The following is a 22971-nucleotide window of genomic DNA, read 5'->3' as shown; positions in this document are numbered from 1 at the left end:
GGGTTTCCTTTCAGTGCTCCCGCGTTCCGCTGTGCAGTTTGTCGAGCTTGGCGGCCAGGACGGCGCCCATCTCGGCGGCCGGTTCCGGTTCCAGGAGCAGGTGGTGCTCGACGTCGACCGGGTAGTCCTCGATCTCCCCGTCGACGAGGGGGCCCCAGTTGGACCGCCCGGTGGGCGATTCCGCGGTGCGGCCCCGGAGCGCGGTGAAGAACACGAGGTCGCCGCGGAACCGGCCCGGCCGGTACTCCTCGGCCTGGCTGAGGCCGTTCTCGTAGTTGCGGTAGACGTTGACCAGGTCGTCCTCGCCGAGGGTGGCGAGGGCGTCGTCGCGCTCGGCGAGGATCTCCATGATCTGCTTCATGTCGGGGTTGCCGTCCGGCGCGAGCGCCCGCGCGTCGACGCCGATGCCCTGCAGCAGTTCGTGCAGGATCTCCCGCTGGTCGCCCGCGAGGTCCTGGCCGTGGTAGGAGTCGATGAGCGCGAGCAGTCCGACGTCCTCGCCGGCGGCCTGGAGCCGGACGGCCATCTCGTAGGCGACGAGCCCGCCGAGGGACCAGCCGACCAGGTGGTAGGGCCCCGAGGGACGCACGGAGCGGATCTGCTCCAGATAGTCCGCGGCCATCTCCGCGACGGAGCCGGGCAGGTCGGACCGCGTGAACGCGCGCGCCTGGAGGCCGTAGGCGGGCTGGTCGGGGCCGAGGTACCGCTGGAACTGCAGGTACGGCCAGGCGAGGCCGCCCGCGGGGTGGACGAAGAACACCGGCGGGCGCGACCCGGTCGTCCGGATCGGCAGCAGCACCTCGAAACCGATGCGGTCGCCGGGGTCGCCCGCCCTGACGAGCGCTTCGACGGTCTGGTGGGTGAACACGTCGCGGGGCGTCAGCTCGACCCCGGCCTGGCGGGCGCGGGTGACGAGCTTCAGCGCGGCGATGCTGTCGCCGCCGAGGTCGAAGAAGCTGGCGTCGGCCGCGACCCGGTCGAGGCCGAGCACCTCGGCGAAGACCGCGCACAGCCGCTCCTCGTCGGGGGTGCGCGGCGCGCGCCCGGCGGCGGCGCCGGAGTAGTCGGGGGCGGGCAGCGCCCGCCGGTCGAGCTTGCCGGTCGGGCCGACCGGGAAGGTGTCCATCAGGACGAACGCGGCGGGCACCATGTACTCCGGCAGCCGCTCCCGGACGAACGCGCGGAGCGCGTCGGCCGCCCGCACGGCGCCGGCGGCGTTCGGGGAGTCGCCGGACGGCAGCGCGGGCGCGATGACGTAGGCGACGAGGGCCTTGTGGCCGGGGGCCTCCTCGCGGGCGACGACGGCGACGTTGGCGACGTCGGGGTGCGCGGCGATCGCCGCCTCCACCTCGCCCAGCTCGATCCGGAACCCGCGGATCTTGACCTGGAAGTCGGCGCGGTCGACGTACTCCAGGTTCCCGTCCGGCCGCCACCGGACGAGGTCGCCGGTGCGGTACATGCGCTCGCCGGGCGCGGCGAACGGGTCGGGCACGAACCGCTCGGCGGTGAGCGCGGGCCGCCCCAGGTAGCCGCGGGCCACCCCGGACCCGGCGATGTACGCCTCGCCGACGACGCCGGGCGGGACGGGCCGCAGCCCCTGGTCCAGCACGTACACGCGCATATCGTCGTAGGGGCGGCCGAGCACGGGCGTCCGCTCGGCGGGGTCGGCGAGGGGCGCGCGCTGCGGCGCGGCGGTCGCGTACGTGGTGGCCTCGGTGGGCCCGTACATGTGGACGACCTCGGTGTCCGGGCAGGCGGAGAGGACCTTGCGCATCGCGGCGGGCGACCCCGCCTCCCCGCCGGTCAGCACCTCGCGGAGCCGCGCGAAGGCGTGCGGCCGCTCCTCGGCGACGAGGTTGAACAGGGTGGTGGTGAGGAAGGCGGCGGTGAGGTCCTCGCCGGCGATGAGCTCTTCGAGGGCGGCGCCGTCCAGCGGGCCGGGCGGCGCGAAGACGGCGGTGCCGCCGTTCAGCAGGGGCGTCCACAGCTCGTAGGTGGAGGCGTCGAAGGCGTGCGAGGAGTGGACGAGGACGCGCTCGTGGGCGCCGCCGCGGAGCCGGCCGTCCGTGGCGAGGTCGACGGCGTCGCGGTGCACGACCATGACGCCCTTGGGCAGGCCGGTGGAGCCGGAGGTGAAGAACACGCAGGCGAGCTGGTCCGGGTGGCACGGCACGGCCGGGTCGGCGGCGGGCGCGGCGGCGGTCTCGGGGTCGTCCACGGCGATGATCCGGGCGCCGGTGCCGAGGGCGGCGGCGCGGTCGCGCATCGCGCCGTCGACGAGCAGGACGGGCGCGCCGACCTCGCCGATCGCCCACGCGATCCGGTCGGCGGGCTGGTCGGGGTGCAGCGGCGCGTAGGCGCCGCCCGCCTTGAGCACCGCCAGGGACGCGACGGCGACGTCCGCGGACCGTTCGAGCAGCATCGCGACGCGGGACTCGCGGCGGACGCCGAGCGCGATCAGCCGGTTCGCGAGCCGGTTCGCGCGGGCGTCCAGCTCGGCGTAGGTGAGGGACGCGCCGCCCGCGCGGACGGCGGCGGCGTCCGGGGTCCGCGCGCACTGCTCGGCGAAGCGGCCGGTGAGGGTGCCGGGCGCGCGGCCGGTGCGGGGGCCCTGCCAGTTCTCCAGGAGGTCGGCGCGCTCCTCGTCGTCGAGGACGCCGAGGCGGCCGAGGGGCAGGCCGGGCCGGTGCGCGACGGCCTCCAGGACGCGCAGCAGGCGCCGCATCAGCCGCTCGGCGTCCTCGGCGGTGAACAGGTCGGGCCGGTGGTCGATGCGCAGCGACAGGCCGCGGCCGGGGACGGCGGCGAACGTCAGCGGGTAGTGGGTGGCGTCGTAGCCGTCCACGTCGTGGAGGGTGAGGCCGCCGAGGTCGGCGCCGGCGGCGTCGGGGTCGAACGGGTAGTTCTCCAGGACGGTCATCGTGTCGAACAGCGTCCCGGCGCCGGTGAGCCGCTGGATGTCGGCGAGGCCGAGGTGGTGGTGCGGCATCAGCGCGGCCTGCTCGTCCTGGAGGCGGGCGAGGGCCTCGGCGACGGTGTCGGCGGGGCGCACGCGGACGCGGATCGGCAGCGTGTTGATGAACAGGCCGATCATCTGCTCGACGCCGGGCAGCTCGGGCGGGCGGCCGGACACGGCGGCGCCGAACACGACATCGGTGGAGCCGGTGAGGGTGCTGAGCAGCGTGCCCCAGGCAAGCTGCAAGACCGTGTTGAGGGTGACGCCTTCGGCGCGGGCGCGCGCGCTGAGTGCGCTGGTCAGCTCCTCGGTGAGACGGGTCCGGATGCGCCCGGGAGTGCCGTCGCCAGGGGCGGGCTCGGGCGCGCCGGGCGCGACGAGGGTGGGTTCCTCGACGCCGTGGAGGGAGCGGCGCCAGGCGTCCTCGGCGGCGGCCCGGTCCTGGGCGGCGAGCCACGCCAGGTAGTTCTTGTAGGGGGCGACGCGCGGCATGCCGGTGTCGTCGCCCTTGGCGAGGTACAGCGCGAACAGCTCGGTCTGCAGGACGGGCGTGGACCAGCCGTCCAGCAGGATGTGGTGGTTGGTGAACACCATGCGGTGCAGGTCGTCCGCCATCTTGATGAGCATGAACCGCAGCAGCGGCGGCTTCGCCATGTCGAACGGCCGGGTGCGCTCGGCGCCGGCGAGTTCGCGGGCCCTGGCCTCGCGGTCGGGCAAGGCCAGGGCGGACAGGTCCTCGTCCTGCCAGGGCAGCCGCACCGCGCGGTGGACGACCTGGACCGGCGACCCCTCCTTGCGCTGCCGGAACCCGGCGCGCAGGTTCGCGTGCCGCCGCAGCAGGGTCCGCGCGGCGGCCTTGAGCGCGTCGGCGTCGAGGGGGCCGCGCAGGTCGAGCACGATCTGCGCGGTGTACACGTCGTGGCCGGAGTCGTACAGGGCGTGGAAGAACAGGCCCTGCTGCAACGGGGACAGCGGGAGGATGTCCTCAAGCTGCGACTTGCTCAATCCAGCTCCCATTCACCGTCGAGCTCGGCGGCGAGCTCGTCGATCTCGTCCTGGCTGACGTCGACCAGGGACAGGTCGGACGGGGTGAACCCGCCGACGGGCCCCTCGGCGGCGCCGTCGACGACGTGCGCGACGAGGCCGCGCAGGGCCGCGTACCAGCGGCCGGCGAGGTCCTCGACCGCGGCGGCGTCGAACAGGTCCCCGGCCCACGTCCACGTCGCGGACAGCTCGGGCCCGCCCGGCAGGTCGCGGGTGTGCGCGTTGACCTCGATGGCGTGGACGAGGCCGAGCGCCGCGTCCTGCCCGGTGCCGAGGGCGTCGTTGTCGGCGGGCCCGGCCGGGCCCCAGTCGGTGGCCTCGGGCACGGCGGTCCGCCCGAGGTAGTTGAACGCGATCTGCGGGTGCGCGCCGCGCAGCCGCTCGCCCGCCGCGGGGTTGAGGTGGCGGAGCAGCCCGAACCCGATGCCGTTGTCGGGGATCTCGCGGAGCTGCTCCTTGACCCGCTTGAGGGCGGTGCCCACGGCCTGGCCGCCCTCGCGGACGTCGGCGGGCTCGACCCATCCGGCGTCCAGGCGCACCGGGTAGACGGAGGTGAACCAGCCGGCGGTGCGGGACAGGTCGACGCCGGGGACGACCTCCTCGCGCCCGTGCCCTTCGAGGTCGATGAGCACGGCGGTCTCCTCGCAGGTGCCGCGCTCGCGCCGCCATTCGGCGACGGCGAGGGCGAGGCCGGTGAGCAGCACGTCGTTGACGCGCCCGTGGAACGCGGCGGGGACCTCGGTGAGCAGGGGCCCGGTCACGTCGGCGGGCAGGCCGAGGGTGAGGTGCCGCGCCGTCCCGAACGTGTCGGCGGCCGGGTCGAGCGGTCGGGTGCCGAGGACCGGGTCGGGGGTGGCGAGGACGTCCTCCCAGAGCGGCAGCTCGGCGGTGCGGGCGGGGTCGGACGCCTCGGCGGCGAGGCGCTGCGCCCAGCGGCGGAACGAGGTCGGTACGGGGTCGAGGTCTCCCCCGGCCCACGCGGTGACCAGGTCGGGCAGCAGGATCCGCCACGACACCCCGTCCACGACCAGGTGGTGGAGGGTGAGCAGGAGGCGTCCGGAGGCGGCGGGGCCCGCGTCGAACCAGACGAGCTGCGCCATCGTCCCGGCGGCCGGGTCGAGGCGGCGGCGCGCCTCCTCGGCCTCCTCGGCGAGGACGGCGCGGAGCGCCCCGGTGTCCAGGCCCGCCACGTCCACGCGGCGGACGAGCGGCGCGGCGTCGACCGCGCCGGGCTCGGCGACCTCGAACTCGGTGCCGTCCACGCGGAGGCGGAGCATGTCGTGGTGGTCGAGGAGGGTCTGGAGCGCCCTGGCCAGCTCGTCCACGCCGAGGCCCGGCGGGACCTGGAGGAGCATCCGCTGGCTGTACCCGTCGACAGGCCCGTTCAGCTCCTGGAACCAGCGCATGATCGGGGTCGCGGGGACGCGTCCGATGCCCGCGCCGGGCGCCTCGGCCTCGACCTGCTCGCCTTCGCCCGTGGGGCGCGCGACGGCGGCCAGCTCCTCGACGGTCTGGTGCTGGAACACGTCGCGAGGCGTGATGACCAGGCCGGACTGGCGGGCGCGCGAGACGAGCTGGATCGCGATGATCGAGTCACCGCCCAGATCGAAGAACCCGTCGTCGATCCCGACCCGCTCCAGACCGAGCACCTCCGCGAACAACCGGGAGAGGGTCTCCTCCTCCGGAGTGCGCGGCGTGCGGGACGACACCTTCGCGGAGAAATCGGGCGCGGGCAGCGCCGCCCGGTCGAGTTTCCCGTTCGACGTCAGCGGGAGGGCGTCCAGCTCGACGACGGCCGCCGGGACCATGTAGTCGGGGAGGTCCCGGCCGGCGAAGCGGCGCAGGTCGGCGGCGTCGATGCCGTCACCGGCGACGTAGGCGACGAGGCGCTCGTCGCGGACCACCACGGCCGCGTCCTTGACCGCTTCGTGCTTGGTCAGGACGGCCTGGACCTCGCCCAGCTCGATCCTGAAGCCGCGCAACTGCACCTGCTGGTCTGCCCGGCCGAGGTACTCCAGGACGCCGTCGCGGCGCCAGCGGCCGAGGTCGCCTGTCCGGTACATGCGGGTGCCGGGCGCCCCGTACGGGTCGGCGACGAACCGCTCCGCCGACAGGCCGGGCCGGTTCAGGTAGCCGCGCGCCAGGCCGGCGCCCGCCACGTACAGCTCCCCGACCACGCCGGGCGGGACGGGCTGGAGGCGGTGGTCGAGGACGTAGACGCGCAGGTCGGGGATGCCTGTGCCGATGATGCTGCCGGGTGCGGTGGCGGCGTGGACGCGGTCGAGCGCGATGTACGAGACGTGCACCGTGGTCTCGGTGATGCCGTACATGTTGACCAGCGTCGGCGCGTCCTCGGGGTGCCGGGAGTACCAGTCCTCAAGGCGGCCGAGGTCGAGGGCCTCGCCGCCGAACACGATGTAGCGGAGCGCCAGATCGGTTGCGGGGTTGTCCCGGTCGGCGGCCATCAGCTGGTAGAACGCCGACGGCGTCTGGTTGAGGACGGTCACTCGCTCCGCCGCCAGCAGGCGGAGGAAGTCGTCAGGCGAGCGCGAGGTCAGGTAGGGAACGACGACGAGACGCCCGCCATAGAGCAGCGAGCCCCACAGCTCCCAGACTGAGAAGTCGAACGCGTACGAGTGGAACAGCGTCCACACGTCGTCGGGACCGAACCCGAACCACCCCTCCGTCGAACGCAGCAACCGCACGACGTTCTGGTGCGGGATCACCACGCCCTTCGGACGGCCCGTCGAACCCGACGTGTAGATGACGTACGCCGGGTGGTCGGGGTCGATGGCGACGCCGGGGTTCGTCTCCGGTCGTCCGGGGGCATCGAGGTCGTCCGGGCCGAGGGTGAGGACGGGGCGGGCGTCCTCCACCATGTAGGCGATGCGGTCTTCCGGGTAGTCCGGGTCGATCGGCACGTACGCCGCGCCCGCCTTCAGCACCGCCAGGATCGCCACGACGAGATCGGCCGAGCGCGGCAGCGCCAGCGCCACGAACTGCTCAGGACCGACGCCCCGCTCGACGAGCCGGTGCGCCAGGCGGTTCGCCCTCGCGTTCACCTCGCCGTACGTCCACGTCACACCCTCGAACGTGACCGCCGGAGCATCCGGACGCGCCGCCGCCCGCGCCTCGAACAGCGCCGGGATCGTCGCCCGCTCCACGTCTCCGCCCTTGCCTCCGGCCCAGCGGCGCAGCAGCGTGCGGCGCTCGCCCCGGTCGAGGATCTCGGCGGTGGTGACGGGCGCGTCGGGGTCGGCGACCAGCTCGCGGAGGAGCCGCTCGAAGCGGTCCGCGATGGAGACGGCCGTGGCGGGGTCGAAGAGGTCGAGGGCGTATTCGAGCCCGGCGTCGATGCCGCCGGGCGCGCCGCCGTCGCCGTGCCGCTCCTCCAGGTAGAGGGACAGGTCGTACTTGGCGGCGCCCGAGACGAGGGGTTCGGGGCCGCCGGTGAGCCCGTCCATCTCCAGCCGCGCCTCGGGGTTGTTCTGGAACGACAGGGCGACCTGGAACAGCGGGTGCCGCGCCATCGACCGCGCCGGGTTCAGCACCTCGACGAGCCGCTCGAACGGCAGGTCCTGGTGCGCGTAGGCGGCGAGGTCGGTCTCCTTGACCCGCCCGATCAGCTCCCGGAACGACGGGTCCCCGGAGGTGTCGGTGCGCAGGACGAGCATGTTCACGAACATGCCGACCAGGTCGTCCAGGGCCTCGTCCGTCCGGCCCGCGATCGGCGAGCCGATCGGCACGTCCGTCCCCGCGCCGAGGCGCGTCAGCAGCGCGGCGTAGGCGGCCTGCATGACCATGAACAGGGTCGCGCCGTTCTCGCGGGCGAGGGCCAGGAGCGCGGCGTGCAGGTCGGCGTCCAGCTCGAAGGCGTGCGTCCCGCCGCGGTAGGACGCCTCCGCCGGGCGCGGCCGGTCGGACGGCAGCGGGAGTTCCTCCGGCAGCCCCGCCAGAGCGTCCCGCCAGTAGGCGATCTGCCGCGAGATCAGGCTGTCCGGGTCCTCCTCCGAGCCGAACAGCTCGCGCTGCCAGAGCGTGTAGTCGGCGTACTGGACGGGCAGCGGCGCCCAGTCCGGCTCCCGGCCCTCCGCGCGGGCGGCGTAGGCGAGGATCACGTCGCGGGCGAGCGGCGCCATCGACCAGCCGTCCGAGGCGATGTGGTGCAGGACGAGCATCAGGACGTGCGCGTCGCCGCCGAGGGCGAACAGCCGGGCGCGCAGCGGCGGTTCCACCGACAGGTCGAAGCCGCGCCCGGCCTCGGCGGCCAGCGCCGCCGGGAGCGCCGCCTCGGAGGTCTCGGTGACGTCGAGGCGGGGGCGCGCGGCGGCCGGTTCGAGGACGAGCTGCCGGGCCGTCCCGGACCCGTCCGGGAAGATCGTGCGGAGCGGCTCGTGCCGGGCCACCACGTCGGCGAGGGCGGCGCGGAGCGCGTCCACGTCGAGCGCGCCGTCGAGGCGCAGCGCGACCGGCAGGTTGAACGTCGCGGACGGCCCCTCGAACCGGTTGAGGAACCAGAGCCGCTGCTGCGCGTACGACAGCGGCACGACCTCGGGACGCTCGGCCCGCACCAGCGGCGGCCGGACGCCGCCGCTCCCGGCGGCGGCGAGGCGCTCGGCGAGGCCGGCCGGGGTCGGCGCCTCGAACAGCGCCCGGACCGGCAGTTCGGCGCCGAGCGCGGAGCGGATCCGGCCGGCCAGCCGGGTCGCGGTGAGCGAGTCGCCGCCGAGCTCGAAGAAGCCGTCGTCCACGCCGACCCGCGGCACGCCGAGGACCTCGGCGAACAGCCCGCAGAGGATCTCCTCGCGCGGCGTCCGCGGGGCGCGGCTCCCGCCGGTGCCGGTACCGGTTCCCGGGGCGGGCAGCGCGGCGCGGTCGAGCTTGCCGTTCACGGTCAGCGGCAGCGCGTCCAGGACGGTGACGGCCGGGACCATGTGGCCGGGGAGCCGCTCGGCCGCGTACCGGCGGACGGCGGCGGCGTCGGCGTCCGGTCCCACGACGTAGGCGGCGAGGCGCTTGTCGCCGGGCCGGTCCTCGCGGACGACGACGGCCGCGTGCACGACGCCCGCGCATCCGGCGATGACGTTCTCGATCTCGCCGGGCTCCACCCGGAACCCGCGGATCTTCACCTGGTCGTCGGCGCGGCCGAGGTACTCGACGGTGCCGTCCGGGCGCCACCGGGCCAGGTCGCCGGTCCGGTACATGCGGTCGCCGGGCGCGCCGAACGGGTCGGCGACGAACCGCTCGGCGGTCAGCGCGGGACGGCCGAGGTAGCCGCGGGCGAGCTGGGCGCCCGCCAGGTACAGCTCGCCGGGCAGCCCCGCCGGGACGGGCTGGAGCGCGGCGTCCAGCACGTAGGCGCGGGTGTTGCGGTAGGGGCCGCCGATCGACGGGTGCTCGCTGAGCGCGACGAGCTGGTTCATGGTGTCGACGGTCGACTCGGTGGGCCCGTAGAAGTTGCGGGCGGTGACGCCGGGGGTCGCGCGGAGTTCGGCCCACAGGTTCTCACCGACGGCCTCGCCGCCGAGGAGGAGATGCGAGGGCACGTGCCGCCCGTCGGCGTCCAGCAGCCCCGCTTCGCGGAGCGAGGTGAAGTGCGACGGGGTGGTGTTCACCAGGTCGATCTGCGCGCGCGCCACATAGTCGGCGAACGCCTCGACGTCGCGGCGGGTCTCGTCGCCGATGAGGTGCAGCTCGTGGCCGTACATCATCCAGAGCAGGCCCATCCAGGACGTGTCGAACGAGAACGACGCCAGGTGCGCGAACCGCATCCGCCGCCCGCCGGCGTCCCGCACCGCCGGGTCGATGAACGCGTCCCGGTGCGCCTCGAAGTAGTTGAGCACGCCCAGGTGCGGGACGGTCACGCCCTTGGGCCGCCCGGTGGACCCCGACGTGTAGATGACGTAGGCGGCGTTGTCCCGGCGCAGCGCCCGGACCCGCTCGGCGTCGGACGGGTCGTGCGCGGGCCGCCCGCTCGTGTCCGGGAAGCCCCCGGCGGTGATGGTGAGGGCGGGACGGGCGTCGGACAGCATGTGGTCGATGCGGTCGGACGGGTACTCGGGGTCGATCGGAACGTACGCGGCGCCCGCCTTGAGCACGCCGAGGATCGCCACGACGATCTCGGGCGTGCGCGGCAGGACGAGCGCGACGCGGTCCTCCGGCCCGATCCCCCGCGCGATCAGCTCGTGGGCGAGCCGGTTGGCGCGCTCGTTCAGCTCCGCGTAGGTCAGCCGCGCGTCGCCGCAGACGAGCGCCACGTCGGACGGCGTGCGGGCGGCCCGCGTCTCGAACAGCGCCGGGAGGGTGCCGGACGGGACGTCGCCCGCCGTGTCGTTCCAGCGCTCCAGCCGGGACCGCACGCCCTCCCCCGCGAGGTCCACGGCGCCGATCAGGCGGCCGGAGTCCTCGGCGAACGCCTCCAGGACGCGGCGGATCCGGGCGAGGATCGCCTCCACCGCCGCCTGCTCGTAGACGTCGGGCCGGTAGTGCAGGCGCAGCGACAGCCGCTCCCCGGGCAGGGCGACGAACGACAGGGGGAAGTGGGTCGCGTCGTAGGAGTCGACCCCGGTGATGCGGACGCCGTTGAGGGAGCCGTCCATCGAGGACGGGTCGAACGGGTAGTTCTCCAGCACCGTCATCGTGTCGAACAGGGCGCCCCCGCCGTGGCCCGCCGCGCGCTGGATGTCGGTGAGGCCGAGGTGGTGGTGGGCGAGGAGTTCGGTCTGCTCGTCCTGCAGGCGCTCCATGAGGGCGCCGAGCGGCTCGTCCATCCGGTAGCGGACGCGGACGGGCAGCGTGTTGATGAACAGGCCGATCATCTGCTCGACGCCGGGCAGCTCCGGCGGCCGGCCGGACACGGTCGAGCCGAACACGACGTCGTCCCGGCCGAGCAGGCGGCCCAGGACGAGGCCCCAGGCGCCCTGCAGGACGGTGCTCAGCGTGGCGCCGTGGCGGCGCGCCGCGCGGGTGAGGCGGCGGGTCGTCCGCTCGTCGAGTTCGGTGGCGGTCGGCCGCGGGGGCTCGGGCGCCCGCCCGGCGGCCTCCGGGGCGACGAGGCTGGGCTCGTCCACCCCGGCGAGGGCGCGGCGCCACGCCTCCTCGGCGGCGGCGCGGTCCTGCTTCGCGAGCCACGCCAGGTAGTTCTTGTACGGGGTGACGCGCGGCATCCCCGTGTCGTGGCCGCCCTGCATGTAGAGCAGGAACAGCTCGGTCGCGAGGACCGGCGTCGACCAGCCGTCCAGCAGGATGTGGTGGTTCGTCAGGATCAGCCGGGACCGTTCGGGGCCCATCCGGACGAGCACGAACCGCAGCAGCGGCGGCGCGGTCATGTCGAAGCCCCGCGCGCGCTCCCGCGCCACGACGGCGTCGGCCTCCGCGCCGGACGCGGTGACCTCCTCCCACGGCAGCTCGACCGTGCGCGGGATCACCTGGACGGGGCGCGACAGGTCCTCGTGCCAGAACGCGGCGCGCAGGTTCGCGTGCCGGCGCAGCAGCGTCCCGGCGGCGGTGCGCAGCGCGCCCGCGTCCAGGGGCCCCTCCAGGTCGAGGACGAGCTGGGCCGTGTAGACGTCGGCGTCGCCCGCGTCGAAGAGGGCGTGGAAGAAGAAACCCTGCTGCAACGGCGACAGCGGCAGGATGTCCTCGAGGTCACCCCTGTTCACGATTCTGCCTCCACGCGGTCTGCAGCTTGTCGATCTCGGCCTGGTCCAGGTCGACGAGCAGGTCGGACGGGGTGAAGCCGGCCGCGTCCCCGGCGGCGGCCTCGGCGAGGCCGCGCAGCGCGGCGAACCAGCCCTCGGCCAGCTCCCGGACGTCGGCCGCCTCCAGCAGCCCGCCCGGCCACGTCCACGTCGCCGACAGCACCGGCCCGCCGGGCCGGTCGCGGGTGACGGCGTTGATCTCCAGGACGTGGGCGAGCGGCATCGCGGGGTCCTCCCCGGCGGGCAGCTCCTCGGCGGCGAGCGTCCAGTCGCCGCCCTCGTCCCCGGCGTCGACGCGGCCGAGGTAGTTGAAGGCGATCTGCGCGGGCGGGGCGGCGGCCAGCTCCTCGGCGGCCTCGCCGCCGCCGTGGCGCAGCAGGCCGTACCCGATGCCGCCGTCCGGGACGGCCCGGAGCTGCTCCTTCACCGCCTTGAGCGCGGCGGTCCCGGTCGCGTTGCCCGCGTCCAGCCGGACGGGGTGGATGGAGGTGAACCAGCCGGCGGTGCGGGAGACGTCGGCGCCGGGGACGACGTCCTCGCGGCCGTGGCCCTCCAGGTCGACCAGGACGCCGGTGCCGCGCCCGCCCCGGTGCCGGCGCCACCGCGCGACGGCGAGCGCGAGGCCGGTGAGCAGCACGTCGTTGACGCGCCCGTGGACCGACGCCGGGACGTCGGTGAGCAGCGGCCCGGTGACGTCGGCGGGCAGGTCGAGGGTGACCGAGCGGGCGCGGGCCGCGGTGTCCGCGCGGGGGTCGAGCGGCCGCTTCGCGATGTTCTGCGGCGGGCCGTCGACGATGTCGAGCCAGTCCTCCAGCTCGTCCTCGTCCCGCTCGGCCGCGGTGAGCTTCTGCGCCCAGCGGCGGAACGAGGTCGGGACGGGGTCGAGGTCTCCCCCGGCCCACGCGGTGACCAGGTCGGGCAGCAGGATCCGCCACGACACCCCGTCCACGACCAGGTGGTGCAGGACGAGGAGGAGCCGGCCCTGCTCCCGGCCCGCGTCGAACCAGACGAGCTGCGCCACCGTCCCGGCGGCCGGGTCGAGGCGGTCGCGGGCGGCGGTGGCCTGCTCGGTGATGACGGACTGGAGCTTGTCGGCGTCCATCCCCGCGACGTCCACCCGGGTGACCAGGGCGGCCGCGTCGCACGAGCCGGGCGGTCGGACGACGGGCTGCCAGCCGTCCAGGCGGAGGCGGAGCATGTCGTGGTGGTCCAGGAGGGTCTGGAGCGCGGCGGTCAGCCGTTCGGCGCCGAGGTCCGGCGGGGTGCGCAGCAGCGCCGACTGGTGGAAGCGCCGGATCAGCGCGGTGTCGCCGCCGACCCGCTCGCGCAGCCACGCCACGATCGGCGTGATCGGGACCGGGCCGACGCCGCTGCCGGGGGCCTCGGCCTCGACCTGCTCGCCTTCGCCCGTGGGGCGCGCGACGGCGGCCAGCTCCTCGACGGTCTGGTGCTGGAACACGTCGCGAGGCGTGATCACCAGGCCCGACTGGCGGGCGCGCGAGACGAGCTGGATCGCGATGATCGAGTCACCGCCCAGATCGAAGAACCCGTCGTCGATCCCGACCCGCTCCAGACCCAGCACCTCCGCGAACAACCGGGAAAGTGTCTCCTCCTCCGGAGTGCGCGCGGTGCGGGACGACACCTTCGCCGCGAAGTCGGGCGCGGGCAGCGCCGCCCGGTCGAGCTTGCCGTTGACGGTGAGCGGGAGGGCGTCCAGCTCGACGACCACGGCGGGGAGCATGTAGTCGGGCAGCTCCCGGCCCGCGAAGCGGCGCAGGTCGGACGGGTCGACGCCCGAGCCGGCGACGTAGGCGACGAGGCGCTCGTCGCGGACGGCCACGGCGACGTCGGAGACGGCGTCGTGGCGGGCGAGGACCGACTCGACCTCGCCCAGCTCGATCCGGAAGCCGCGCAGCTGCACCTGCTGGTCGCTGCGGCCGAGGTATTCGAGGCGGCCGCCGTCCAGCCACCGCCCGACGTCGCCCGTCCGGTACATGCGGGTGCCGGGCGCCCCGTACGGGTCGGCGACGAACCGCTCCGCCGACAGGCCGGGCCGGTGCAGGTAACCGCGCGCCAGGCCCGCGCCCGCCACGTACAGCTCCCCGACCACGCCGGGCGGGACGGGCTGGAGGCGCTCATCGAGGACGTAGACGCGCAGGTCGGGGATGCCGGTCCCGATGACGCTGCCGGGCGCGGTCGCCGCGTAGGCGCGGTCGAGCGCGATGTACGAGACGTGCACCGTGGTCTCGGTGATGCCGTACATGTTGACCAGCGTCGGCGCGTCCTCGGGGTGCCGCGAGTACCAGTCCTCAAGGCGCCCCAGTTCCAGTGCCTCGCCGCCGAACACGATGTAGCGGAGCGCCAGATCGGTGCCCGGGTTGTCCCGGTCGGCGGCCATCAGCTGGTAGAACGCCGACGGCGTCTGGTTGAGGACGGTCACCTTCTCGGTGGCCAGCAGCGCCAGGAACTCCTCCGGCGAACGCGACGTCAGGTACGGCACGACGACGAGACGCCCGCCGTAGAGCAGCGAACCCCACAGCTCCCAGACCGAGAAGTCGAACGCGTACGAGTGGAACAGCGTCCACACGTCGTCGGGGCCGAACCCGAACCACCCCTCCGTCGAACGCAGCAACCGCACGACGTTCTGGTGCGGGATCACCACGCCCTTCGGACGGCCCGTCGAACCCGACGTGTAGATGACGTACGCCGGATGGTCCGGTGAGACCGCCACATCGAGGTTGGCGTCGTCGTAGCCGTCGGCGTCCAGATCTTCCGGGCGGAGGGCCAGGACGGGGCGCGCGTCATCGACCATGTACGCGATGCGGTCTTCCGGATAGTCCGGGTCGATCGGCACGTACGCCGCGCCCGCCTTCAAGACCGCCAGGATCGCCACGACGAGATCCGCCGAACGCGGCAGCGCCAGCGCCACGAACTGCTCAGGACCGACACCGCGCTCGGCCAGCTTGCGCGCCAGGCGGTTCGCCTTCGCGTTCACCTCGCCGTACGTCCATGTCACACCCTCGAACGTGACCGCCGGAGCATCCGGACGCGCCGCCGCCCGCGCCTCGAACAGCGCCGGGATCGTCGCCCGCTCCGCGGCCGCGGCGCGGCCCCCGGCCCATTCGCCGAGGATCGCCGCCCGCTCCTCCGCCGCCAGGACGTCCGCGCGGCCGATGGGCGCGTCCGGGTCGGCGAGCAGCGCGGACAGGTACCGCTCGAACCGCTCGGCGAGCCGCCGCGCGGTGGCCGGGTCGTACAGGTCGAGGGCGTACTCCAGCTCGCCGTCGAACCCGTCCTCCCGCTCGGTGAGGACCATCAGCAGGTCGAACCGGGACGCGCCGGCCGCGAGGGGCTCCGGTTCGGCGGTGAAGCCGGGCATCTCCAGCCGCGCCTCGGGGTTGTTCTGGAACGTCAGGCCGACCTGGAACAGCGGGTGGCGGGCCAGGTGGCGCGGCGGGTTCAGCACCTCGACGAGCCGCTCGAACGGGACGTCCTGGTGCGCGTAGGCGGCGAGGTCGGTCTCCTTGACGCGCCCGATCAGCTCCCGGAACGACGGGTCCCCGGAGGTGTCGGTGCGGAAGACGAGCATGTTCACGAACATGCCGACCAGGTCGTCCAGCGCCTCGTCCGTCCGCCCCGCGATCGGCGAGCCGATCGGCACGTCCGTCCCCGCGCCGAGCCGCGTCAGCAGTGCGGCGAACGCCGCCTGGGCGACCATGAACGGGCTCGCTCCGGTCTCCCGTGCGATGCCGAGGAGGGCGTCTCGCACGTCGCCGCCGAGCCGGAACCGCTCCGTCCCGCCCCGGTAGGACGCCTCGGCCGGGCGAGGCCGGTCGGTCGGCAGCGGGAGTTCCTCCGGCAGCCCCGCCAGGGCGTCCCGCCAGTAGGCGATCTGCCGCGAGATCAGGCTGTCCGGGTCGTCCTCCGAGCCGAGCAGGTCCCGCTGCCAGAGCGTGTAGTCGGCGTACTGGACGGGCAGCGGCGCCCAGTCCGGCGCGGTGCCGCCGGTGCGGGCCGCGTAGGCGGTGAGCAGGTCGCGGGCGAGCGGCGCCATCGACCAGCCGTCGCCGCCGACGTGGTGCAGGAGGAGCAGCGCGACGTGCTCGTCCTCGGCGATCCGGAACAGGTGGGTGCGCAGCGGCGGCTCGGCGGTGATGTCGAACGCGTACCCGGCGGCCATGGCGAGCCGGGCCGGGAGCTCGGCGGCGGTGGTCTCGGCGACCTCCAGCTCGGGGCGGGCGGCGGCCGGGTCCAGGACGACCTGGCGCGGTACTCCCCCGGCGTCCGGCAGGACGGTGCGGAGCGTCTCGTGCCGCTCCACCAGGTCGCCGATCGCGGCGCGGAGCGCGTCCGCGTCCAGGGGGCCGCGGATGCGCAGCGCGACCGGCATGTTGTAGGTCGCGGACGGCCCCTCGAACCGGTTGAGGAACCACTGCCGCTGCTGCGCGTACGACAGCGGCAGCACGGCGGGCCGCTCGCGGGGCTCCAGCCGGGGGCGGCCGGTGGCCGCGCCCTCCAGCTCGGCGACCCGCGCGGCGAGGCCGGCGACGGTGGGCGCCTCGAACAGGGCCCGGACGGGCAGCTCGACGCCGAGGGCCCGCCGGATCCGGGTCGCGACGCGCATGGCGACGAGCGAGTCCCCGCCCAGCTCGAAGAAGTCGTCGTCGATGCCGGGCGCGGCGATCCCGAGCAGGTCGCCGACGATCTCGGCGACGGCGGCCTCGCGGGCGTCGCGCGGGGCCCGGTAGGCGGTGCCGGGGCCGGTCAGGTCCGGCTTCGGCAGCGCCTTGGTGTCGACCTTCCCGTTGGGGGTGAGCGGCAGCTCGTCCAGGACGACCACCACGGCGGGCACCATCGACTCCGGCAGGCTCTCCCGGACGTGGGCGCGCAGCTCCTCGGGGTCGAGGTCGGCGCCGGGTGCGGCGACGACGTAGGCGACCAGGCGGGCGGCGCCGGGTGCGGCGGCCCGCCGGGCCGCGGCGGGCGCTCCCGTGCCGGCGAGCGCGGCCAGCACCTCGCGCACCTCGTCGGCGCCGTCCGGCTGGATCTCGCCGACCGGGCGGTCCGGCTCGGTGACGAGGGTCCGGACGAGCTCGCCCAGCAGCGCGGTCAGCCGCTCGGCGGTGGCGCGCTCGAAGACGTCGGGCCGGTACTCCAGCCGGAGCCGGAGCCGCTCGCCCGGCACGGCGAGCAGGGTCAGCGGGTAGTGGGTGGCGTCGACCAGGTCGGCGCCCGCCAGCCGGACCCCGTCGAACGCCGCCTCCAGCAGCGCGGCGTCGAGCGGGTAGTTCTCGAACACCGTCATGGTGTCGAACAGCGGGCCGGTGCCCGCGGCCCGCTGGATCTCGCCCAGCCCGAGATGGTGGTGGGCGAACAGCCGGGACTGCTCGTCCTGGAGGCGGCCGAGGCCCTCGACCAGGGTCTCGTCGGCGTCGAGGCGGACCCGGACCGGCAGCGTGTTGATGAACAGCCCGATCATCTGCTCGGATCCGGGCAGTTCGGGCGGCCGTCCGGAGACGGTGGCGCCGAACACCACGTCGTCGCGGCCGGTGAGCCGCGCGAGCAGCAGCCCCCACAGGCCCTGCACGACGGTGTTCGGGGTCAGGCCGTGCCGCCGGGCCTGCGCGGACAGGCCGTCCGACAGGTCCTCGGGCAGGTCGAGGACGACGTGCTCGGGCAGGACGGGCGCCCGGTCGGCGGCGGCCGGGGCCAGCACGGTCGGTTCGGCGAGGCCCTCCAGGGCCGTCCGCCACGCGTCGCGGGCGGCGTCGCCGTCCTGGGCGTCCAGCCAGGCGAGGTGCTCGTCGTAGGGGGCGGTGCGCGGCGGCTCCTGCCCGGTGTAGAGGGCGAGGAGCTCGCCGGCCAGCAGCGGGATGGACCAGCCGTCCAGCACGATGTGGTGGGCGGTGAGCAGGAACCGGTGGCGGCCGGGGCCGAGCCGGAGCAGCGCGAAGCGCAGCAGCGGCGGGCGTCCGAGGTCGAACGGGCGGGACCGCTCGGCCGTCATGGCCTCCTGGACCTCCGCGTCCGGCGCGCCGGACAGGTCGGTCTCGGTGAAGGGCGCCTCGGCAGCGCCGAGGACGATCTGCACCGGGGTGCCGTCGCCGGTCTGCGCGAACGCGGCCCTCAGCCCGGGATGCCGGTCGACGAGGCCCTGCCCCGCCGCGCGCAGGGCGGCGGTGTCGAGCGGGCCCTCGAAGTCGAGGACGAGCTGCGCGGTATAGACGTCGGAACCGGAGTCGAGCAGCGCATGGAAGTAGAAGCCCTGCTGGAGCGGTGAGAGCGGCCAGAGGTCGGCCAGCCCGGGATGGGCGGCGGCGACCTCGGCGACCTCGTCCCGGGTCAGCTCGATCAGCGGGAAGTCGGACGGGGTGTGCCCGCCCCCGCCCGCGGCGACGTGCGCGGCGATGCCCCGGAGCGCTTCGAACCAGGCGTCCGCCAGCTCGCGGGCGTCCGCGTCGTCCAGGATCCGCCCGGCCCACGTCCAGGTGGCCGAGAGCCGGGGCCCGGCGGCCGAGTCGCGGGCGACCGCGTCGACCTCCACGGTGTGGGCGAGCGGCATCGCGGCGTCGCCGCCGCCGTCCAGGGCGCCCGCCTCGGCGGCGATGCTCCAGTCGCCGTCCGCGTCCTCGACCCGGCCGAGGTAGTTGAGCACGATCTGCGGCGCGGGCAGTGCGGCGAGCTCCCGCCCGGTCTCCTCGTTCAGGTGGCGGAGCAGGCCGTAGCCGAGGCCGTTGTCCGGCAGCGTCCGGAGCCGCTCCTTGGCCTCGCGGACGGCCTCGCCCGCGACCGGGCCGCCCGCGCGGACCTCGTCCCACGAGGCGCCGCCCGCGTCGAGCCGGACGGGGAACATGCTGGTGAACCAGCCGACCGTGCGCGACACATCGAGGGCCGCGGCGCCGGGGGCGGCGGGAAGCTCCTCGCGGCCGTGGCCTTCGAGGTCCACCAGGACGGACGAGCCGGCGGCGCCCCGGCGGCGGCGCCATTCGGCCACGGCGAGGGCCAGTCCCGCGAGCAGGACGTCGTTGACGCGGCCGTGGAACGCGGCGGGCACGCCGGTGAGCAGTGCCGAGGTGGTCGCCTCGTCCAGTTCGAGGGTGAGGCTGCCTGCGGTGGCCCGGGTGTCCCGGGCGGGGTCGAGGGGGCGGTCGCCGAGGAGCGGGTCCTCGGTCCGCAGCATCTCGGTCCACAGGGCGAGTTCGGCGGTCCGCCGCTCGGTGGCGGCCTCCTCGGCGAGCGCGAGCGCCCAGCGCCGGAACGACGTGCCGGGAGCGTCGAGCCGGACGGGCTCTCCGGTGGTGCTCGCCGCCCACGCGGTGACCAGGTCGGGCAGCAGGATCCGCCACGACACCCCGTCCACCACCAGGTGGTGCAGCACGACCAGCAGCCGGCCCGGCGCCTCCTCGCCCGCGTCGAACCAGACGAGCTGCGCCATCGTCCCGGAGGCGGGGTCCAGCCGCCCCCGCGCGAGGGCGGCCTGCTCCGCGACGATGTCCGCGAGGGCCGCGTCGCCGGCTCCGGCGACGTCGACCCGGTGGACGCACGCGGCGGCGTCCACAGTGCCCGGCGGAGTGATCCGCGGGTCTCCGCCCGCGGGGACGCTCATCCGGAGTGCGTCGTGGTGGTCGAGGACGGCCTGCAGCGCGCGGGCCAGATGGCCGGTGCCGAGACCGGGCGGGGTGCGCAGCAGGATGCTCTGGCTGAAGCCGCCGGTCGGGCCGCCGAGGTCCCGCAGCCACCGCATGATCGGGGTGGCGGGGAACTCGCCCACGCCCGCGCCGGGCTCCTCGGCGGCATCGGCGCCGTCCGCCGCCTCGGCGTCCGCGGGCCGCGCCACCTGGGCGAGGGCCTCCACGGTCGGGTACCGGAACACCTCGCGCGGCGACAGCAGCAGGCCCGCCCGCCGCGCCCGCGACACCAGCCGCATCGCGATGATCGAGTCGCCGCCGAGGTCGAAGAAGCCGTCGTCGGCGCCGACCCGGGCGACGCCCAGCACCTCGGCGAACAGGTCCGCCAGCAGCTTCTCGGCGGGGGTGCGCGGCGCGCGGCCCGACGCCCGCGCCGCGAAGTCGGGGGCGGGCAGCGCCGCCCGGTCGAGCTTGCCGCTCGGGTTCAGCGGCAGCGCGTCCAGCGGCACCACCGCCGCCGGGACCATGTACGCGGGCAGCGTCTCGGCGGCGAACCGGCGCAGCTCGTCGGGGTCGACACGGCCACCGGGGCCCGCCGGGACCGCGTACGCGATCAGCCGCGGCACGCCCGGCTGGTCCTCGCGGTCCACCACGACGGCCTGGCCCACCGCGGGGTGCCGGGTGAGCGCCGCCTCGATCTCGCCCGGCTCGATGCGGAACCCGCGGATCTTCACCTGGTGGTCGAGGCGCCCGAGGTACTCCAGCTCCCCGGCGCCGTTCCAGCGGGCGAGGTCGCCGGTGCGGTACATCCGCTCGCCGGGCGCCCCGAACGGGCAGGCCACGAACCGCTCGGCGGTGAGCGCGGACCGGTCCAGGTAGCCGCGGGCCAGGCCCGCCCCGGCCAGGTACAGCTCGCCGGGCGCACCGGCGGGGACGGGCCGGAGCGAGGCGTCCAGCACGTAGGCGCGGGTGTTGGCGATCGGGCGGCCGATCGGGGCGTGCCCGGCGGTGTTGCCGTCGTCGAACCAGGCCGTCGCGTAGACGGTCGCCTCGGTCGGGCCGTAGATGTTGGCGATGCGGGCGTCCGGCAGGAGGGCCCGCAGGTCGTGGACGAGCCTGGCGGGCAGCGCCTCCCCGGCGAGGACGACGTCGCCCGCCTCCAGCTTCGGGGCGCCGTTGGCGAGCAGCGCCGACACCGCCGACGGCACGCCGCTGACGAGCGTCCCGGACCAGCCGCCGCGCTCGGCGACCTCCAGCAGGTCGCGGACGACCTCTATACAGCCGCCCATGGTGAGCGGCGCCAGCCACTCGAACACCGACACGTCGAAGTTCAGCGACGTGGAGAACAGCACGCGGGCGAGCCGCTCGGGGCCGAAGTCCCGCTTCGCCCACGCGCACAGGTCGGCGGCGCTGGCGTGCGAGACGACGACGCCCTTCGGGCGTCCCGTGGAGCCCGAGGTGTAGATGACGTAGGCGGCGTCGCCGGGCCGCAGCGGCCGGACCCGGTCGGCGTCGGTCACGGCCGCGCCCGCGGTGTCCCCGCCGGGCGGGGCGTCGAGGGCGGACGGGTCGAGTTCCAGGCGCGGCGTCGCGCCGGGCAGGTCGGTGCCCGGGGTCGTGATGACGCACGCCGGGGACGCGTCCTCCAGCATGAACGCGATGCGGTCGGCCGGGTAGGCGAGGTCGACCGGCTGGTAGGCCGCGCCCGCCTTCAGCACCGCGAGCGCCGCGACGACGAGGTTCTCGTCGCGCGGCAGGGCGAGGGCGACGAAGTCGCCGGGGCCGGCGCCGCGGGCGATCAGCCGGCGGGCGAGGCGGCCGGCGCGCTCGTCCAGCTCCCGGTAGGTGAGGGTCGTGCCGGCGTGCGCGACGGCGGGCGCGTCCGGGGTGCGGGCGGCCTGCGCCTCGAACAGCTCCGGGACGGCGGCGGGCGGGACCGGCAGCGCCGTGTCGTTCCACTCGCGCAGGACGCGGTCCCGCTCGGCGCCGTCCAGCAGTTCCACGTCGCGCAGCGGCGTCGCCGGGTCGGCCGCCCCGAGCTCGCGCAGGAACCGGAGGTAGCGGTGCAGGTGCGCGGTGACCTCGTCCCCGGTATAGAGGTCCGGGTGCGCGTCGAAGTCGACGCGCAGCCCGGCGCCGTCGAAGTTGTCGTAGACGTTGATGGACAGGTCGTCGACCGGTCCGGTCGTGACGGCGTGCATCCGCGCCGGCAGGCCCGCGAAGTCCAGCCGGTAGTCGAACGCCATGATGTTGATGACGGGCCCGTACAGCCGGTGCCGCTCGCCGAGCAGCTTCAGGTCGCGCACGAGGTCGTCGCGGCGGTAGCGCTGGTGCCGCAGCGCCCGCGCGGTCGCCCGGGTCGCGGCGCGCACCAGCCCGTCCACGGTCATCCCCGGGTCGACGCGGACCCGCAGCGGCAGGATCGTCGACATCATCGCCGGCGTCTCCTTCGCCAGCCGGGTCGTGCGGCCGGTGACGGCGAGCCCGAGGATCACGTCCTCGGCGCCGGTCATCCGCGCCACGTACGCGGCGGTCGCGGCGATCGCCAGGCCCGGCGTGGCGGTGCGCAGCCGCCGGGCCCCGGCGGCGAGCGCGGCGGTCTCCTCCGGCGGGACGAGACCGGTCGTGCTGAGGTAGTCGGCGGTGGGCTCGGCGGTCCCGTCCGCCAGCGACACCGCCACCGGACGGTCGGCGAACCGCTCGGTCCAGTAGGCGCGGTCCCGCTCGAACGCCTCCGACTCCCGGTAGGCCGCCTCCTCGGCGAGCAGCGCCCGGTAGTCGCCGTGCTCGGCCGGGACGTACTCGCCGCCGGCCGCGAGCGTCGTATAGACCTCGGCGGCGCGGCGGCTGATCATCGGGCCGCAGAAGCCGTCCTGGATGATGTGGTGCGCGCGGATGAACCAGCGGTGCAGGTCCGGCGCGAGGCGCAGCAGGGCCGTGCGGAACAGCCGCTCGCCGTCCAGCGGCAGCGGCTCGGCCATCCGCGCGCGGATCCACGCGCGCGCGGCGGCGTCCGGGTCGGGCTCGCCGGACAGGTCCACGAGCGGGATCGACACCGAGGCGTCCGGGTCGAGGACCTGGCGGACGGTGCCGTCGACCTCCGCCAGCCGGGCGTTCATCGCGAGCACCTCGTGCGCGCCGAGCCGTGCCACGCGGTCGAACAGGGCGTGGTCGAGCGGTCCCTCGATCTCGATGTACTGCGCGATGTGAATCGGCGTTTCCGGCGCCAGCTGCTGCGCGTACCAGACGCTCTGCTGAGCGGCCGAAAGGGGGACGTACTCGGTGGACATCAAGCGGCACTTTCCCGGTCGAAGGGGGTTTCCTTTACGCCCGGCACCGGAACCGGCAGGGCGCCGGCGGGCAGAAATTCAAAACAAATGACCACAGAACTGATCGGGCTTGCCCCGTCCCCTTTCACCCCGAGCCTGCGCCGGGAACGCGATCGGCCCGCACTTTCCCGGAGTCAACGCCCTGTGTTCCCGCCAATACAGAGCGCCGCCGCTTTCCGCGCTCGACCGGAACCGCCCTCGACCCGTGTTCTACTCAGGAGTAGCGAGGTCACAGTCAACCAGCCTGTCACATGCCTCGCAATCCCCTCATAAGTAGAAGTTGACCGGTCCGGTTGCTAACGGGAGTGACAAAA

Annotated in this window: 3 protein-coding genes; all 3 read right to left on the bottom strand. The window is 75.0% G+C overall.

Annotated elements, in window-relative coordinates:
* Positions 1-10 precede the first annotated feature (10 nt).
* The 3 genes from CHF16_RS06130 to CHF16_RS06120 are packed head-to-tail and all read right to left on the bottom strand — an operon-like array spanning position 11 to position 22618.
* Positions 11-3961 carry an amino acid adenylation domain-containing protein gene (locus tag CHF16_RS06130; protein ID WP_245868251.1) on the bottom strand — a complete coding sequence of 1317 codons (3951 nt, stop codon included), beginning with the start codon at positions 3959-3961 and terminating at the stop codon, positions 11-13.
* Positions 3958-11661 carry a non-ribosomal peptide synthetase gene (locus tag CHF16_RS06125; RefSeq protein WP_089324931.1) on the bottom strand — a complete coding sequence of 2568 codons (7704 nt, stop codon included), beginning with the start codon at positions 11659-11661 and terminating at the stop codon, positions 3958-3960. The genes CHF16_RS06130 and CHF16_RS06125 overlap by 4 nt, the downstream gene beginning before the upstream one ends.
* Complete coding sequence (locus CHF16_RS06120) at positions 11648-22618, bottom strand: non-ribosomal peptide synthetase (protein ID WP_089324930.1); 10971 nt, start codon at positions 22616-22618, stop codon at positions 11648-11650. The genes CHF16_RS06125 and CHF16_RS06120 overlap by 14 nt, the downstream gene beginning before the upstream one ends.
* Between the last annotated feature and the right edge of the window lie 353 nt (positions 22619-22971).

The sequence above is a fragment of the Actinomadura meyerae genome (assembly GCF_900188445.1).
Taxonomy (GTDB): Bacteria; Actinomycetota; Actinomycetes; order Streptosporangiales; family Streptosporangiaceae; genus Spirillospora; species Spirillospora meyerae.
Note: the sequence above shows the minus strand (reverse complement) of the source record. Positions and strands in the feature narration are given on the sequence as shown.

Bases quoted from the DNA above. Each gene is read 5' to 3' on its own strand.
- CHF16_RS06120 (WP_089324930.1), bottom strand. From the start codon at position 22,618: ATGTCCACCGAGTACGTCCCCCTTTCGGCCGCTCAGCAGAGCGTCTGG.